Source organism: Nitrospira sp. Kam-Ns4a (assembly GCF_965152595.1).
Genome location: NZ_OZ224218.1, coordinates 1532689 through 1548841 on the forward strand (window position 1 = coordinate 1532689; position 16153 = coordinate 1548841).

The window sequence follows — 16153 nt, forward strand, 5'->3', positions numbered from 1 at the left end:
CGTGATTGTACAGTGGGACTGCACTGGAAGGCCAGCGGGGACGCGCCGCTCTCCGGCTTGCACCGGCCCCCAGAGGGCGCTATAGTGCGGCGCATCCGAAAAGCTGATAGCGGTGAGCTTCCGAGCGATGACCGAAGACTGGCTAGCTGTGCTGATGGGGTTAGGCCTGGTCGTGCTGGCGGCGACGGGTCTCATCGCCCAGGTTCCCTGGTAAGGGGCGGACCTCGGTGACGGAGCACGCACCGGTGCACAAGAGCAGCGATGGGCTCGGCGGCGTCCTGTCGTTCCTGCTCGTGATCGCGCTCGCCCTGCTAGCCAACCGGCTCACGCACCAGAGCAAGTTCTGGCTCGGCCGGGAGGTCCTGGAATATCCGCTCTGGGCGGCCGGGCTCGGACTGGCCGCCAACCTCGCGCTGCGGGCCGCCGGCTCCCGGGAGCGGCTGAGCGCCGCCTTCCGGACCGAGTTCTTCCTCAAGACAGGATTGGTGCTCATGGGCGCCACCATCAATTTCCTGGACCTCCTCACGATCGGCGCGCGGGGCATGATCCAGGCCGTGATCGTGGTCACGACGATTTTCTTCCTGACTTGGCAGCTTGCCGGCTGGTTCAAGCTGGACGACAAGCTGCGGGCGCTGATGGCGGCCTCTGTTTCGATCTGCGGGGTCTCGGCCGCGATCGCGGCGGCCGGGGCCGTGCTCGCCAAGAAGGAGCACCTGACCTACGTGGCCACGCTGGTCATCGTCTTTGCGCTCCCGCTCATGCTGCTCCAGCCTTACGCCGCCAAGGCCATGGGCCTCTCGCCGGATGTGGCCGGCGCCTGGATCGGCGGGAACATTGACACGACCGCGGCGGTGGTCGGGGCCGGCGCCATCCACAGTGAGGCCGCCATGAAGGTGGCCTCGGTGGTGAAGGTCTCCCAGAACGCCCTGATCGGCTTCGCGGCGTTCTTGCTCGCGGTCTACTGGGTGGTGGTGGTCGAGCGCAAGCCCGACCAGAAGCCGGATCCTCGGGACATCTGGACGCGGTTCCCCAAGTTCGTCTTGGGGTTCCTCGTCGCGTCGCTGGTCACGACAGCCGGGCTGCTCACCCCCGACCAGGTCAAGCAGGCCATCGTCCCGCTGCGGAACTGGTTCCTCACCGCCGCGTTCGTCTGCATCGGGCTGGAGCTGACCTTCGACGAGTTCACCAAGGTGGGCTGGCGGCCCGTGCTCGTGTACTTCCTGGCGACCGTGGCCAACACGCTGCTCGCGCTCGCCGCCGCCTCCGTGCTGTTCGGGAAAGTCCTGTAAAGGGGAACGCTTCACGGGTCATGGGCCACTCGGCACCCGTCACTCCTGGCACGGAGCGAATGATAAAAAACGAAGGACGGATACCGATGCCTGCTGACGGTCCCACACGCCGCGTCGTTGCGGTCGCCCCCATGCCGCCGGAGAAGTCGGCGTACGCGCTCGCGCGCTACAGCCGCTCGCCGGACTCCATCGAGGACAGCATCCGCTGGGTGCACACCCACTCTTCCGAGAAGTTCTGGGAGCAGTTCTACTTCGCGTACGGCCACGCCTCGATCGCCGACCTCGGCCACGTCATCATCTGTTTCGAGAATGTCTCCGAGCTCGCGGCCATCCGGATCGAGGACGAGCCGCTCTGGGACGGCCAGGCCAAATCCAGCCGGTACCAGAACTTCGGCCCGAGCGGCTGCGTCACCCCCGAGTCCATCCGCGGCACCGAGACCGAAGGCGCCTACCAGGGCATCCTCCGCAGCCTCGCCTCCATCTACACGCTGCTCCATGAGCCGCTCACGCAGTTCTTCAAGGCGCGGCATCCCACGCCCGAGGGCATGAAGGCAGGCGACTACGACCGCATCATCGCCGCCCGCGCGTTCGACGTGACGCGCTACCTGCTGCCGCTGGCCGCACGGACGAACGTGGGCCAGGTCGTCAGCATCCGGACGCTCGAGAAGCAGATCACCCGGCTGCTCTCCTCGCAGCTCCCCGAGCTGAAGCAGATCGGCGAGGAGCTGCGGGAGGCCTGCCAGCGCCCCCCAGTCAATCTCTGGGCCGAGCTGTGCGGTCAGCCGGCCGGGCTCGCCGAACCGCTCGCGCCGACGCTGGCCCGGCACGCCGCGCCGAGCCCCTATCTCGCCGCGGTCTACACCGACCTGGCCCAGTATGGGCGGGACGTGCTCAAGGCCGCGGGGCTCGATCAGCCGTCGGCCTGGGCGGCGGTGCCAGGGACGACCGAAGCCGTAGACCTCATCGAGCCCCACGACCCGATGGACGAGCTGGTCGCCACGCTGCTCTACCGGGTGAGCCATGCGCCCTATCGGCTGATTCTCGCCGTCGTCCGGGACTGGGCCGACAAACAGAAGCGGGAGACGGTCGAGGTGGCGCTCCGCCGCCGCGGGCCTTACGACGAGCTGATCAAGGAGTTCCGCTGCGGCTACGCCTTCGTCTTCGATATCCTGATGGACATCGGCGGCTGGCGGGACCTGCACCGGCACCGGCGCTGCCAGCAGGTGCAGCAGACGTTCACGACCCTGCACGGATACGAGGTGCCGCCGCCGCTGGCGGAGGCCGGCCTGCGAGCCGATTACGTCATGGCGATGGACGCGGTGAAGGCGGACATCGAGCGGCTCCGCGCGGCCAGCCAGGAGGCGGCGCTCTACGCGATCCCCTTCGGGTTCAAGGTCCGCTGCCTCTTCAAGATGGACTACGCCGAGGCGGAGTACATCGCGAAGCTGCGCTCCGGTGTCAAGGGGCACTGGTCCTACCGCCGCGTCGCCTGGGCAATGAAGCAGCAGCTCGCCCGCCGCTATCCCTACCTCGCCGACCAAATCCAAGCGACCCCGCCGGACGTCGAGGACACCCTGACGCGGTAGATAGTCGGCAGGACCGGGGCGACCGGTGAGGGACCTTTTATGCTGGCCGTTCCGATGCTATACTAGCGCCCTGAACAGCTCGGTCGCAGGGGATGAGCCATGAAGAGCCGCCTGCAGGTCGCTGGCCATCCGTTGCACGCGATGGTGGTGGGTTTCCCCATCGGGCTCTACACCACGGCCTTGCTGTGCGACGTGCTCTTTGTCCTGCTGAAGGAACCCTTCTGGTTCCGCATGGCCTTCTGGGCCATCGTCTTCGGAGTGGTGACGCACGTGGCGGCCGCGGGCACCGGCCTGCCGGACTTCCTGGCGGTCATGAAGGAGCACAAGGAGGCGCGGCGGGCGGCCTCGTCCCATCTCGTCTTCGGCATCGGGCTGCTGGTCGTCCAGGCGCTGAACCTGGGCCTCCGGAACGGGGGCGAAGCCCCGGCGGGCGGCTCGGCCGGCATGCCGCTGATCGTGAACCTGATCGCCGCCGCGCTGGTCGGGGTACAGGGCTGGTACGGCGGCGAGCTGGTCTATCGTTATTTCATCGGCGTGGACGTACCGGATCCGGCATCGGCCCCGCCCGGCGGCAAGCACAAGGCCAAGCATTGACCTCGTCCATCTTCCCCACCGACTCTCTCGTTGAAGGATCCCTCCCGTGACCGAACGGTACCAGCCGTTGATTCAAGACGCCTTCCTGCACGGTGACTGGGCGGCGGCCTTCGAGCAGGCGACGGCCTGGGCGCGTGACCTCGAGCGGGCAGGCCGGCGCGACCCCCGGCCCCATTTCGCCCTGAACGTCGTCCACCTGATCCGCGGGGAGTTCAGGGAGGCCTGGGCCACCCACGCGAAGGCGCTTCAGGAAGAAGCGGACATCGGGGCCGTACGCGCCTGGGTCGAGGGCCTGCTCAAAGACCACGCTGGCCAGGCGAACATCCAGCTTATCGCGGGCCTGTTCCTCTCGCAGTCCGGCCAGTCCGAGCGCTCCATCGAACGGTACAAAGAGGCCATCCGGCTCGATCCCCAGTCGCCGTATCCCCATTACTTCCTCGCGCAGATCCACGAGCGCGCAAACCGGCTGGAGCTGGCGATCAAGGAGTACCGGGAGGCGGTCAAGCTGGATCCCGGCTACGTTGCGGCGAGGACAAACCTGGGCGTGGCCTACCAGGAGCAAGGCCGGCTCGAGATGGCGATCCCACAGTATCGCGAGGTCATCAAGTTGAAGCCCGACGATCCGGTCGCCCACGCGAACCTCGCCTGTGCGCTCGCGGAGCAGGGGAAGATCGAGGCGGCGCTGGCCGAGTACAAGGAGGCCCTGCGGCTCAACCCCCGGGACGTGGAGATCCACCTCGCGCTCGCCGGGCTCTACGAGACCAAGGGGCGGAAGGACCTGGTCCGCAAGGCATACGAGGACGCGCTGGCTATCCAGCCGGAATGCCCCCCTGCCCTGACCTGGCTGGGGTGGACGGCCCTGGAGCAGCATCAACTCGAGAAGGCGATGGAGCTGTTCAACCGGGCACTCAAGGCGGACCCCGAGCACGCGCAGGCCTATTTAGGCATCGCGCGCGTGTACCAGGCGCGCGGCAAGCACCAGTCGGCCATGGAGAACTACGTACAGGCCCTCAAGTACGAACGGGACCCGGAGCGGAAGAACCAGATCATGAATCAACTGTACAAGGAAGGCGGGACGTGGGACGTGTGAACGCCCATGCCTGGGCTTCCGGCGACCTGCGCCGGAAGCCCAGGCATGGGCTGTTGGGGAGGAGAAGAGGCTTGACCCAAATGAATCGGCTGCGGCGCGCACCGCCCGGCGGGAATACAACAACGACCAGACGCCGCAACTGTCCGGCAGCCCCGGCCTGCTGACCGAAGGCGTCCGCTTGGTCGAGCGCGCCATCCCACGGAAACCGTGCTCACAGCGGCCGCTCGAAATTGCCTCCAGCGAGGCCGCAGGAAGCGCGGCGACCAGAGGCGTACGCGGGGAGGGACGTCGCAGGGAGACGCGCGACGAGAACGAAGCTGGAGGCGATTTTCAGCAGCCGCCTACAGGTCCCGGATGCTGCCTTGCAGGACGGTAATCTGGGTGAGGGGATCGCCGGCCTTTTTCAGCTCTTCGCGGATCTGCTCCTTGAGAAAGCTCGAATAGCCGACCTTCTCGACCAGCAGCTCCAGGAACCGCGCGGCGGGCAGGAGGCTCTGTCCCTTCAGCTCGGTGACGGTCTCGTCGCTAACCGGGACGTACGTGCTCCCGATGTGGAGGATCACGTTATAGTGGCGGTCCTTCCCAATGCGTTCGAAGCGGAGCCCCTTCACGACGCCCTCACGGTCCTCGGCAAAAGAGCGCCCCATTCTAGACAAACCGGGAGTCGAAACACAAGGCACCGGGCCGGCCCCGGGCCCGGCACGCGTAGGCCTCCCCCCTGGCTCCTTGCTGGGCGCCTGGTTTAGAATGACGCCCATGCGAAGTCGAGGCACGGCGCTCATCCTGCTGGCGGCGACGCTCCTGGTCGGCGGGGCCGTGGACGCCAAGCCCGCGGACCAGGAACGCTGGGACTCCAAGTACGATACCGCGACGTACATCTTCGGGACGGAGCCCGTGCGCTTCCTGGCCGAGCACGTCCATCTGCTGCCGAAGGGCAAGGCGCTGGACCTCGCCATGGGCGAGGGGCGCAACGGCGTCTTCCTCGCCAAGCAGGGGTTCCAGGTCCTGGGCCTCGACATTTCCGGAAAGGGCCTGAGCAAGGCCAGAAAACTGGCCGAGGCGCAGGGGGTCTCGATCGAGACGAAGGTCGTGGACCTGGAGACGTACGAGTTAGAGAAAGACGCCTACGACGTGATCGTCTGCACGTACTATCTTCAGCGCAGCCTGTTCCCGCAGATCAAGGCGGCGCTGAAAAGCGGCGGCATGGCGGTGGTGGAGACTTACACTATCCGCCACCAGAAGTACAACCCGAAAATGAAGGCCGAGTACCTGCTCCAAGAGGACGAGCTGCCCGAGCTCTTTAACGGCTTCAAGGTCATCAAGTACCAGACCGTGGACGACGGCGAGTCGGCCTATGCCAGCATCATCGTCCAGAAGCCGAACCGCTCCCCGACATTCCCCGCCGCACCCTCCCGGACCCGCAGGAGCCCCCATGACCGAGCGCTGGGCCGAGCCCGCCGTTGTCGCCTGGAGCCAACTCCTGCTAGACAGCTTCCGCCGGTGGCTGGGCCGGGAGTTGATCGAGCGGACCGGGACGCCGGAGGAGCAGGCCCGCGCGCTCTTCTACGCCCCCTTCGTCGTGGTCTCCCACGGCACCGAGCCGGATCCGATCCTCAACTACGGCAACCGGGCGGCGCTGACGCTCTGGGAGCTGGACTGGGACGAGCTGATCAAGACCCCGTCCCGGCTCACGGCCGAGCCGGTCAACCGCGCCGAGCGCCAGCGCATGCTGGAGCAGGCATCTCGCTGCGGCTACATTGACGACTACCGCGGCGTCCGCATCTCCCGGACGGGCCGCCGCTTCCTGGTCGAGGACGCAACCGTCTGGACCCTTGTGGCCCCCGACGGCAGGCCGCGCGGCCAGGCCGCCACCTTCTCGCGCTGGACCTTCCTGGACCGGCGCTGACCCGCCCCCGCCCCATCGCCTCCTCTGCTTCCCTGTCTCGTTCGACAACCAGCCCGTTTACCCACAACAAAGAAAGGGGACAGCTTGGCGTGGGCCCATTTCACGATAGAGAACGCGCCGCCGACTTCCCTATATACAGCGAGACCCGGGGTCATCCGGCAACCGTCGTTCCGGTATCCACGGCCCGGGGGCCAGACCCGTTGTTCGGTTTCAGGGCTCCGCAGGGAGGCGGCCGTGACGCAGGGGACTCTCGCACCCGAGACTCAGGTCATCCCACGCAGCCTGGCTCTCGCGCTCGCCGTGCTCGGAGCTGGAGCGGCCTTCTCGAACGGCACCGGGCCCCCTTCCAGCCTCTCGGTCAGCGGCCACGTGCAGCCGGGCGGATCCGATCCGGCCGGCCAGGCAAAGATCAAGATCAAAGAGGCCTACGGGGCCCTCCCACTCGCCTTCGAGGCCAACCAGGGCCAAACAGATCGCCGCGTGCAGTTTTTCGCCCGCGGCCGTGGCTTCCGCCTGTTCTTGACCGCCCCCGAAGCCGTGCTGGCCATCCGCCAACCGGGGACCTCGCCTCACCCGCCCTTGGTCCCACCGAGGTCGCCCGATCCACCGCCGGCCGCCGGGGCCCTCCTGCGTATGCAGTTCGTAGGAATCAGCCCCGCCGTTCGCATCGTGGGGACGGACCGCTTGCCCGGGAGAGTGAATTATTTTGTGGGCCAGGATCCAACGCGCTGGCACACTGCGATTCCAACCTTTGCCAAGGTCCGGTACCAGGACCTCTATCGAGGGATCGACCTGGTGTACGACGGCACCCAGGGGCATCTCGAATACGATTTCATCGTCGCGCCCGGAGCTGACCCGTCCGACATTCGGCTCAAGTTCACAGGGATCGAGGCAATGAGCCTGGATGAAGCCGGGAACTTGCGCTTGCAGATCGGGGAAGCGACTGTGCACTCCCTCCGCCCGCAGGTCTATCAAGAACGCAAGGGAGTGCGGCGGGAGGTCGCCAGCCGCTATCGGCTGTTGGGCGAGCACCAAGTGGGGTTCAGCCTGGGCGCCTACGACCGCAGCCTGCCCCTCGTCATCGACCCGATTCTGGTGTATTCGACCTTTCTGGGCGGCGCCGAAGCCGAGCAGGCGTTTGGGATTGCTGTTGATTCGGCCGGCGACGCCTACGTGACCGGGGCGACCGAGTCCGCCGACTTTCCGGCGACGACCCCGCTAACCGCCCTCCAGGCCCGAGAGGCGTTCGTGACGAAGCTGAACGCGTCGGGGACCTCGGTCATCTACTCCACCGTCTTTGGTGGGGACAGCTTCGATGAGGGACATGGGATCGCCGTGGATGCCGTCGGCAATGCCTATGTCCTGGTTCAAACCGCCTCCCACGATTACCCGATCACCCCGGGGGCCTTCCAGCGTTGCCATTCAGGGCCGTCCTGCGACGTGTCCCCAGGAGCCTTCGACCTGGCTGTCACCAAGCTGAATCCTGACGGGAACGCGCTGGTCTATTCCACGTTTCTGGGCCCCTCTGATGACATCTTCAGCCGCCCCAGCCTCGCCATCGATGGAGAGGGGAATGCGTATGTGACAGGGGGCACCACGTCTCCCGATTTTCCGACCGCGAATGCGCTGCAGCCAGCCTTTGGAGGCGGCCGGTGTGATGGCATCATCCTCAAGCTGAATCCCACGGGCACCGGCCTGGTGTATTCCACCTTCCTCGGGGGCGAGGGAGATGACGCAGGCCGCAGCATCGCCGTGGATGCCGCCGGCAATGCCTACGTGACAGGCCACACCAACTCCCTGGCCTTCCCCATCGTCCAGCCCTTCCAAGCCACGTTTGGCGGAGGACAGTTTGATGCGTTCGTGGCTAAGGTGGCCGCCTCGGGCGCGGCGCTCGTCTATTCGACATACCTGGGCGGAAACTTGTTGGACACGGGCGATGGGATCAAGGCCGACGCGGACGGCCATGCCTACCTGACCGGCACGACCCAATCCGACGACTTCCCCATCGTCGGCCAAATTCCGGGGACTCGCGGAACTGGGGCCGACGCGTTCGTCGCCAAGCTCACCCCTGCCGGAAATAGCTTGATCTACTCCACCTACATCGGTGGCAACAACCACGACTTCGCCCACGGCCTCGCGTTGGCCGCGACCGGCGGCGTTTCGATCACGGGCTCGACGTTCTCCGACAACTTCCCCACGGTGGAGCCAGTGCAGAGCGCCAACCATGGGGATCAGGACGTATTCGTGGCGACGGTGAATCCCGCCGGCACCGCGCTGACGCTTTCCACCTACCTGGGCGGCGCCGGCACGGACATCGGGCACAGCCTTGCCGTGGATCAGGCCGGCAGCCTCTCCGTGGCAGGCACCACCAATTCGAGCGATTTCCCGGTGACGGCGGGAGCCTTCCAAGCAGCCTTGCGCGGCAACTCCGACGGCTTCGTGGCCAAGATCAGGACCCTGCCGACGTCAACCACCACGACGACCACCACAACAACGACCTCCACCACGACGACCACGACGGCGCCGCCGGCCGTCCACGACGTCATCTGTCAGTTCGCCCCGAGCCAACCGGCCTTCAAGATCATGACGGTCGTCCAGGTTCGCGTCGTCGTCACCAATGTCGGCACCGTCGCGGAGCCCGTGCGTGTGACCTTGAGCGGCACTATCAACTACAGTGCCGCGCAGACCGTCACGGTCCCAGCCGGCTCGTCCGTCACGCTCCTGTTCGATTATCCGGTCCCGGTGCGGACCGAGGTCACGCTGACCGCGACCGCCGAGCTCGCGCCCGGCCTCGCCGACGCAACACCGGCGAACAATTCCGACACCAAGACCTACCCGACGACGGTCCTCTGACGAACCGAACATGGCGGGTTTCAGCTCCCGGCCCAAAGAAATGGCCGTCGCTCCGGGCAGCAGGAAGGCCTTCGCTACGAATCAGGCCGAGACGACGGTCTCGGTGATCGCGATCCCGGCGCCGTAGCAGGGGCATGAGTTCCTTCCGGACCATTCCCCCGATCTTTCTATCGGACTAGCCTCCCCACTCCTTGAGCGTTCCTTCCCAAGAGAACGCGTCCCCTTGTCCCCTGCAGTCTGGCAGGCCGCCCTCGCAACCTCCCTCCGCCACTTGAGCTTCAGCGGATCTCCATCCAGGCCGATATGGTTCCTGGGGCCGGCACCGGGAGTGCGCGGGGCGGCGTCGGCAGGCAATCGAAAGGCAGGGCCCATGAAGCAGCAACGCGGAGTGTTCAGGGTTCCCCTTGAACGCGCGGGACAGCTTCGCCGGGGAACGGAACTCGCCGCCTGTGAAATCCAGAAACTGACGCCTCAGGGGGTCGGGCTGCGGTCCGACCTGCGGGTCGAACCCGGCGAGACGCTGGAACTGGACTTCGAGCTCGCGAAAGGCTGTCTGATCCACTGCGTCATCACGGTCACCCACGCGGCCCATCCCAAGCTGGGAGGCCGGATCACCGACATCGCGCCGGACCAACAGGTCCTCCTCGCGCGGTTCCTCGACGAACTGGCGGTCAGCGCGCTGACCGGCTGGTAGCGGAAAGGAGAGGGCCGCCATGGTCCCCGACGGTCCCAACGGTCTGCGCGCGACGCTCCCGTCGCTGGCCCTGCTCGCCGCGGTCCTTGTGCTCAGTACGATGTCCCCCGTGACGAAGGAGCTGCTGCGGCAGGGCACGGTGGCCCCTTTCGACTTCCTGTGGTTCCGCGTGCTGCTCGCCTGCCTGTTCCTGACCGCGATCGCGCTGGTCACCTCCCGCCGAGAACTGGCCGCGCTGGCCTGGCCCGACGCCCTGCGCCTGAGTCTGCTCGGCATGCTGGCTGTCGGCCTGGGCTACGGCTGCGCGGCCTGGGGCCTCATGTACACCACCGTCACGCACTACGTACTGATCTACAGCCTGCAGCCGTCGTTCACGGCCCTGTTCAGTTGCCTCATGAGGCAGGAGCGGATGGACGGCCTCACGCTGACCGGCATTGCCCTCTCCCTTCTCGGCTGCTTCATTTCCGTCTCGGAGGGCCGCCTGCGCCCGGTTCACGAGACCGGGTTCGGCGATGCGCTGGTCCTGCTCTTCACCGTGACGGGGTCCGCTGGCATCGTCCTGAGCACCGGGGCGGTGCGGCGCTATGGGCCCACCACGGTCACGACGGTCATGTTCGGGAGCAGCGCCCTGGCGCTCGCGCTCGCCACGGGCCTCTGGTCGGTCCCCTCGCACGCCCTGCCCACCGCGACAGAGGGGATCATGCTCGCCTATGTCGGGATCGCCACCGCCGCCGTCTTCCTGCTTCGGTCCGTCTCCCTGAAATCGTTGACGCCGACCACCGTGGGGGCGTTCCACAACCTGGTGCCGGTCCTCGGCACGCTGTGGGCCCACCTCTTTCTGGGCGAGCCGCTGGGGCCGCCCACGATCATCGGCGGGCTGACCATTCTGGCCGGCGTGGAGCTGGTACGGCGCGCCCGCGACAGCCGGCCCGACTTTCCCGTGCTGACCCCTCTACCCAAGCGTGCGTAGGCCTAGATCCGCTGCCTGTACTGGAGATCGGAGAAGGTGACCGCGATGGCGGTACCCTGACCCCGCTGCCGCTCCAACGTTCCGTCGAGCTGCGCGATCAGCATCGGGACCAGTTGCCACCCCAAGGAAGAGACCTTTTCCACGGCGAAGTCCGGCGGCAGGCCGATGCCATCATCCTGGACAACCAGCCGATACCGCTCGTCGGCACTCGGTTCCAGAGCAATCGTCAATATCGCCGAGGTGCACCTCATGCAGGGCAGCTTCCAGGTCAGCCATATTGACCAGCAGCTCGACGGGCGAAACCGGGAACCCGGCGACGTGGCGACGTTCCGCTTCTGCGGATCGCTCGACAAGGATGACGAGGATGGGGCCTTTCTCGTGAACCTGCGGTATGTCCCCGATCAGAACGACCCCTGCCCGCGGGACGAGAACGGGTTCTGCTACGTGAAACGTTCGGCCAAGATCCAGGCCCACGAGAAGAAGGCCAAGAAGGAGAAATAAGTCCGCGAGTCCGGCTCAGCCGTCGGGATCGAGCTTGAGAATCCACTCGCCGCGCACGGCGCTGCTTTCGCGCCATTCGCCAACCAGCACGTCCCCGGCCGGGCTGCGGAACCGCTCGAACGTCACGTCCCCGTTCGAGTAGCTCCCGTCGCGATACCGGTAATCGCCCTCATAGCGGAGGCCGTCCTGGGAGCAGGCCGTCACGGTCACCCTGTCCTCGCCGGTCTCCAGCTCGACCGTCAGGTCGCGGTCGGACAGCGAGGCTCCAGTGAATGTCAGCTCATGCCAGCGATGCTCGTATTTGTAGAGAGTCCAGCCTCTGCGCATGATCACTCCCTCCAAAGGGTTAGCCTGTCATGGATTACCTGCTCCGCCCAGACTACCGAAACCGCTGTCTGATGGCCCTCCCGTAAGCGCCACGCCTCGGCGGAGCGCATCCGTGCCCGCGGGGCGGCCCCATAGCCTGGCGGAAGGCAGGGAGCCACACTTCAGGACTGGCGCGGCGCCCGCGCCTGAGAGAAAATCCGGCTCATTCGACGCCAAGTGGGCCACCAAGAACCCGTAAAGCCTGGGCGAGGGAAGCGAGGGCTCGGGAAGGCGCGCTAGGTGCGTTCCGGAGGACCCACTCCCCCGCCGCCCAGGCGGGCTTCATCCTCCCGCACCTTCCCGCACTAGCCACAGTCCCCAGAGGATCAGGGCGAAGCCGGCGACGCGGCTGAGCGCCGGGCCTCGCGCGACCACCCGCTCGACCAGGACGACGGCAGACAGCACCGCGATCCAGGCGAGGTTCATCACCCCACCGACGAACAGCAGTGCCATCAGGGCCCAGCAGCATCCGACGCAATAGCCGCCGTGGTGGAGTCCCATGAGCCAGGCCCCGCGCGGCCCGTCGCGCCAGTGGCGCACCAGAAACTGGAGCGGGGCCTGGCAATGGGCGAGACAGGCCTGCTTGAGCGGCGTAAGCTGGTAGAGCCCGGCGGCCAGGAGAATTCCCCCGCCGAGCAGGGGGCTGCGGAGCGCCGCCTCGGGCGAGAGGAGCACCAGCGCATGCAGCGTCCCTTGGGCCGCTGTCGCGACCAGGCTGAACCCGCCCCACAGGGCAAGGTAGCCAGCGAGGAAGAGGCCGGTTGGACCCTCGGGGCGGCCGCACCCCGCCCGCTGGCGGGTGATGGTCGCGAAGAGGAGGAGCATGGGCACCGCCGCGGGGAGCATCATCGCGACCATCATCACCAACCACATGGCCGCCGTCATGGCAGCGTCGGCCGGCCCCCAGGGGGCCGCCTGCGGCATGCCCAGCGCCTGCGCAATGCCGGCGGAGGTGAAGACACCGGCCCGGCGCAGGACGTCGAGCCAGGCCAGCGCCAGCAGCGCGAGGAGGCCGAGTGTCACCCCGAGGTGCTCCCGCGCAAGCCATCCCGTCCAGACCGCCTTCGCGCCCTGCGGGTTCCGCTCCTCAGCCGCCATCTTGGCCCTCCGCCTGGCCTCCACGAGAAGCCAGCATGCGCCGCGCCCGCCGCCGGATCAAGTCCCCTGCAGGCGGCCCCCCGCGGCCCGGCCTCAGCCCGGTCTTTACATCTAGCGCCCGATGGGGCATCGTAGGCGGACCTCAGCGGAGGCCAGGATGCCGGACGACCTAGACAGCCTGGTGAACCTGCACGACGTGGAGGCGCACGCCGCGGCCAAGCTCCCCAAGCCGGTCTTCGACTACTATGCCGGCGGGGCCTGCGATGAGGTCACGCTCGGGGAGAACCAGGCAGCCTTCTCCCGCATCGCCTTGAAGCCCCGCGCGCTCGTGGACCTCAGCCGGCGGGATCTCTCGACCACCATCCTCGGCCAGCCCGTCGCGCTCCCGGTCCTCATCGCCCCGACCGCCTTCCACCGGCTCGCCCATCCCCGGGGCGAGGTCGCGACGGCGCGCGGGGCCGCCGCGGCCGGGACGCTCATGGTCCTGAGCACACTCGCCACCTGCTCGGTCGAAGAGGTCGCCAAGGCCGCGGGCGGCCCGCTCTGGTTCCAGCTTTACGTGTACAAGGACCGCGGGGCCACCCGCACGCTCGTCGAGCGGGCCGAAGCAGCCGGCTGCACGGCGCTGGTCCTGACCGTGGACGCCCCGGTGCTCGGCCGCCGCGAGGCGGACATCCGCAACCGGTTTCGGCTCCCAGACGGACTCACCGTGAAAAACCTCGGGGGAGCCGGCCGGGACCGGCTACCCGACATCCAGATGGACTCGCAGGCGGACTCGAGCCTCGCCGCTTACTTCGCCGAGCAGCTCGATCCCGCGCTCACCTGGCAGGACATAGAGTGGCTCCGCTCGCTCACCGCTCTACCGCTGCTGGTCAAAGGGCTTCTGCGGGCCGACGACGCGGTCCGCGCCGCTGAGAGTGGCGCAGCCGGCGTCATCGTGTCCAACCACGGCGGGCGGCAGCTCGACACCGTGCCGGCGACGATCACCGTGCTCCCGGAGATCGTGGAGGCGCTCGCCGGCCGGGCCGCGGTGCTCGTGGACGGCGGGATCCGGCGCGGCACGGACGTGCTCAAGGCGCTCGCCCTGGGCGCGAGCGCGGTGCTGGTCGGCCGGCCGATCCTCTGGGGCCTTGCGGTCGGCGGCGAGCGGGGCGTCGCGCACGTGCTCGCCCTGTTGCGGGCCGAGTTTGACCAGGCCATGGCGCTCTGCGGCTGCCGATCGGTCGCGGAGATCACGAAGGACCTGCTCGCCTGAGCGGCGCTCAGCCGCGCGGGGACAATCCCCCCACGACCCCGACGTGGACCGTGAAGCGGCCGCGCCGCCGGTCCTCGACATAGCAGGCCAGGATCTCCTGGATCACACGGAAGGCGAGCTGGTCCCAGGGAATCTTTTCAGGATCAAAGAGCTGCACCGCCAGGCTTTCGTGGCCCGCGCCGAACTCCGGCGCCCGCAGCCGGCCGCGGAAGACCGCATAGACCTGATCCACACGGGCGAGCGTGAACAGCGCATAGAGGTCCGTGATCTCGACCTGGGCCTGGGCCTCCTCGAGCGTCTCCCGCGCCGCTGCCTGCTCGACGCTCTCCCCTAACTCCATGAACCCGGCCGGAAAGGTCCAGAAGCCTAAGCGGGGCTCGATGGCCCGTCGGCAGAGGAGGATCTGCCCGCCCCATTCGGGGATGCAGCCGGCAACGATCTTGGGGTTCTGATAATGGATGGTCCGGCAAGAGGGGCAGACGAACCGCGGGTGGGTGTCGCCTGCGGGGACGGCCAGCGAGACTGGCGCGCCGCAGTGGCTGCAGAAGTTCACAGCGTGGAGCTCCCGGCGGGCCGCCGCACGGGGCAGGATGCGCGCACGGCCCCGACGCTCCAAGGTAGGCGCGCCGACTGGACGGAGTCAAGAGAGGCCTTCCGCCGACCTCGTCACGGTTAGCGCGGCAGTGACGGATCCGGTGTCCACACCGGCGCCGCTTCGGCGCGGGCCTGGACTGCCGGCAGGCGCCTCCGCAGCAGCTCGGCTGTGGCGAGCAGGACCAGGCCGCCCAGCGCGACGGTCAGCGGCGCCCCGAGCCATGTCGCGCCGATGCCCGCGAGCAGGCTGCCGAAGATCGTGAGGCCCAGCGAGCCAGTCGCATAGAGGCTGACCACCCGTCCCCGCAGCCGCTCCGGGGCCAGGGACTGGAGCAGCGTGTTCGTCGCCGCGAGGCTGCTCACCAATCCGTAGCCGACCACGACGAGCGCGAGCACGGACAGCCAGAACGTCGCGCTCGCCGCGAGCCCGAGCAGGCCCAGGCCGAAGAGCGCCACGGCGCGGGCGATCGCGCCGCCGAGACCCGCGACCGTGCGCCGCCAGGCGAGCCGCAGCGCCCCGGCGAGCGCGCCCAGGCCGGTCGCCGCCATCAACAATCCCAAGCCGTCCGGGCCCCGCCGGAGGATCTCGCTGGCAAACACCGGCAGCAGCGTCGCGAAGGGCATTGCCGCGACGCTCAGCACCGCGGTCAGGCCCAGCAGCAGCCGCACATGCGGCGTCTCCCGGGCGTAGGCCAGCCCTTCAGCCAGGAGCCCCAGGGTCCCGCCGTGCCGCGGTGCGGCCGCCGGCTCGACCCGGATCGCCGCCAGGCATCCAAGGACGACAAGAAAACTAGCCGCGTTGAGCAGAAAGCAGAGTCCTTCCCCGGCCCAGGCGACCAGCACGCCCGCGAGCGAGGGGCCGATGATCCGAGTGAGGTTGAACAGGGAGGAGTTCAACCCGATGGCCGAGGGGATGTCCGCGCGCGGCACGAGGTCGGTCAGGAACGTTTGGCGGACCGTCACCTCGACCACGCTGATCAGGCCCAGGGCGAACCCCAGCGCGAGGATCCACCCGATCGTGACCGCGCCCGTCAGGGTCAGGCCCCCGAGGGCAAGCGCCTGCAGCAGCAGGAGCGTCTGCGTCACGAGCATCGTCCGGCGGCGGGGCCACCGGTCCACCAGCGGACCGGCCAGCAGGCCGAACAGCAGAATGGGCGCGCGGGAGAGGAACTCCACGAGCCCGAGCATGAAGGGCGAGCCCGTCAGCCGGTACACGAGCCAGGCCTGCGCCATGGACTGCATCCAGGTGCCGCAGAGCGAGAGCCCGTGCCCGGCGAAGAACAGCGCGAAGTTCCGGTGCGCGAGCGCCCGCCAGGGCGAGCCGCGCACCGCCGTCGTCACAGACGCAGACAACGAT

General features: G+C 67.9%; 16 protein-coding genes and 1 pseudogene. 11 read left to right on the plus strand and 6 right to left on the minus strand.

Features of this window, described 5'->3' with window-relative positions:
* Positions 1-227 precede the first annotated feature (227 nt).
* The 4 genes from ACWHYQ_RS07685 (at position 228) to ACWHYQ_RS07700 (ending at position 4559) form a co-directional block, all read left to right on the plus strand.
* A complete protein-coding gene (locus tag ACWHYQ_RS07685; RefSeq protein WP_447975106.1) occupies positions 228-1289 on the plus strand; it encodes a YeiH family protein in 1062 nt (353 codons plus the stop codon).
* Between the two features lie 86 nt (positions 1290-1375).
* Positions 1376-2875 (plus strand): FAD-dependent thymidylate synthase, encoded by a 1500-nt coding sequence (locus tag ACWHYQ_RS07690; RefSeq protein WP_447975107.1) that lies wholly within the window; start codon positions 1376-1378, stop codon positions 2873-2875.
* Between the two features lie 99 nt (positions 2876-2974).
* Positions 2975-3469 (plus strand): DUF2231 domain-containing protein, encoded by a 495-nt coding sequence (locus ACWHYQ_RS07695; RefSeq protein ID WP_447975108.1) that lies wholly within the window; start codon positions 2975-2977, stop codon positions 3467-3469.
* Positions 3470-3515: 46 nt separating this feature from the next.
* Positions 3516-4559, plus strand: coding sequence for a tetratricopeptide repeat protein (locus tag ACWHYQ_RS07700; RefSeq protein ID WP_447975109.1), 1044 nt, complete (start codon positions 3516-3518; stop codon positions 4557-4559).
* A gap of 341 nt (positions 4560-4900) precedes the next feature.
* Here the strand turns inward: ACWHYQ_RS07700 and ACWHYQ_RS07705 are convergent, their stop codons facing one another.
* Positions 4901-5170 (minus strand): hypothetical protein, encoded by a 270-nt coding sequence (locus ACWHYQ_RS07705; protein ID WP_447975110.1) that lies wholly within the window; start codon positions 5168-5170, stop codon positions 4901-4903.
* A gap of 145 nt (positions 5171-5315) precedes the next feature.
* On the opposite strand from ACWHYQ_RS07705, the pseudogene ACWHYQ_RS07710 reads away from it, so the two are divergent.
* The 5 genes and pseudogenes from ACWHYQ_RS07710 to ACWHYQ_RS07730 form a co-directional block, all read left to right on the plus strand.
* Positions 5316-5876 (plus strand): annotated as a pseudogene (locus tag ACWHYQ_RS07710) (class I SAM-dependent methyltransferase); the annotation flags it as partial.
* Between the two features lie 115 nt (positions 5877-5991).
* On the plus strand, positions 5992-6465 hold the full coding sequence (locus ACWHYQ_RS07715; RefSeq protein ID WP_447975111.1) for an MEKHLA domain-containing protein: 474 nt from the start codon (positions 5992-5994) through the stop codon (positions 6463-6465).
* A 234-nt stretch (positions 6466-6699) separates the two neighbouring features.
* Positions 6700-9318 (plus strand): DUF7948 domain-containing protein, encoded by a 2619-nt coding sequence (locus ACWHYQ_RS07720; RefSeq protein WP_447975112.1) that lies wholly within the window; start codon positions 6700-6702, stop codon positions 9316-9318.
* 370 nt (positions 9319-9688) lie between these two features.
* On the plus strand, positions 9689-10012 hold the full coding sequence (locus ACWHYQ_RS07725; protein ID WP_447975113.1) for a PilZ domain-containing protein: 324 nt from the start codon (positions 9689-9691) through the stop codon (positions 10010-10012).
* A gap of 19 nt (positions 10013-10031) precedes the next feature.
* Positions 10032-10982, plus strand: coding sequence for a DMT family transporter (locus ACWHYQ_RS07730; protein WP_447975114.1), 951 nt, complete (start codon positions 10032-10034; stop codon positions 10980-10982).
* 2 nt (positions 10983-10984) lie between these two features.
* On the opposite strand, the gene ACWHYQ_RS07735 is transcribed toward ACWHYQ_RS07730, so the two are convergent.
* Positions 10985-11233, minus strand: a complete 249-nt coding sequence (locus tag ACWHYQ_RS07735; RefSeq protein ID WP_447975115.1) for a hypothetical protein — start codon at positions 11231-11233, stop codon at positions 10985-10987.
* Between ACWHYQ_RS07735 and ACWHYQ_RS07740 the strand changes: the two genes are divergently transcribed.
* Positions 11232-11483, plus strand: a complete 252-nt coding sequence (locus ACWHYQ_RS07740; protein ID WP_447975116.1) for a hypothetical protein — start codon at positions 11232-11234, stop codon at positions 11481-11483. The genes ACWHYQ_RS07735 and ACWHYQ_RS07740 overlap by 2 nt on opposite strands.
* Before the next feature lie 15 nt (positions 11484-11498).
* Here the strand turns inward: ACWHYQ_RS07740 and ACWHYQ_RS07745 are convergent, their stop codons facing one another.
* A complete protein-coding gene (locus tag ACWHYQ_RS07745) occupies positions 11499-11810 on the minus strand; it encodes a hypothetical protein (protein WP_447975117.1) in 312 nt (103 codons plus the stop codon).
* 321 nt (positions 11811-12131) lie between these two features.
* A complete protein-coding gene (locus tag ACWHYQ_RS07750; RefSeq protein WP_447975118.1) occupies positions 12132-12947 on the minus strand; it encodes a DUF2182 domain-containing protein in 816 nt (271 codons plus the stop codon).
* A gap of 157 nt (positions 12948-13104) precedes the next feature.
* On the opposite strand from ACWHYQ_RS07750, the gene ACWHYQ_RS07755 reads away from it, so the two are divergent.
* Positions 13105-14202 carry an alpha-hydroxy acid oxidase gene (locus ACWHYQ_RS07755; RefSeq protein WP_447975119.1) on the plus strand — a complete coding sequence of 366 codons (1098 nt, stop codon included), beginning with the start codon at positions 13105-13107 and terminating at the stop codon, positions 14200-14202.
* A 7-nt stretch (positions 14203-14209) separates the two neighbouring features.
* Here ACWHYQ_RS07755 and ACWHYQ_RS07760 read toward each other — a convergent pair whose 3' ends face one another.
* The gene (locus tag ACWHYQ_RS07760; protein WP_447975120.1) at positions 14210-14755 is read right to left on the minus strand and encodes an NUDIX hydrolase; all 546 of its coding nucleotides are present in this window, start codon (positions 14753-14755) and stop codon (positions 14210-14212) included.
* Positions 14756-14874: 119 nt separating this feature from the next.
* Positions 14875-16149, minus strand: a complete 1275-nt coding sequence (locus ACWHYQ_RS07765; RefSeq protein WP_447975121.1) for an MFS transporter — start codon at positions 16147-16149, stop codon at positions 14875-14877.
* Between the last annotated feature and the right edge of the window lie 4 nt (positions 16150-16153).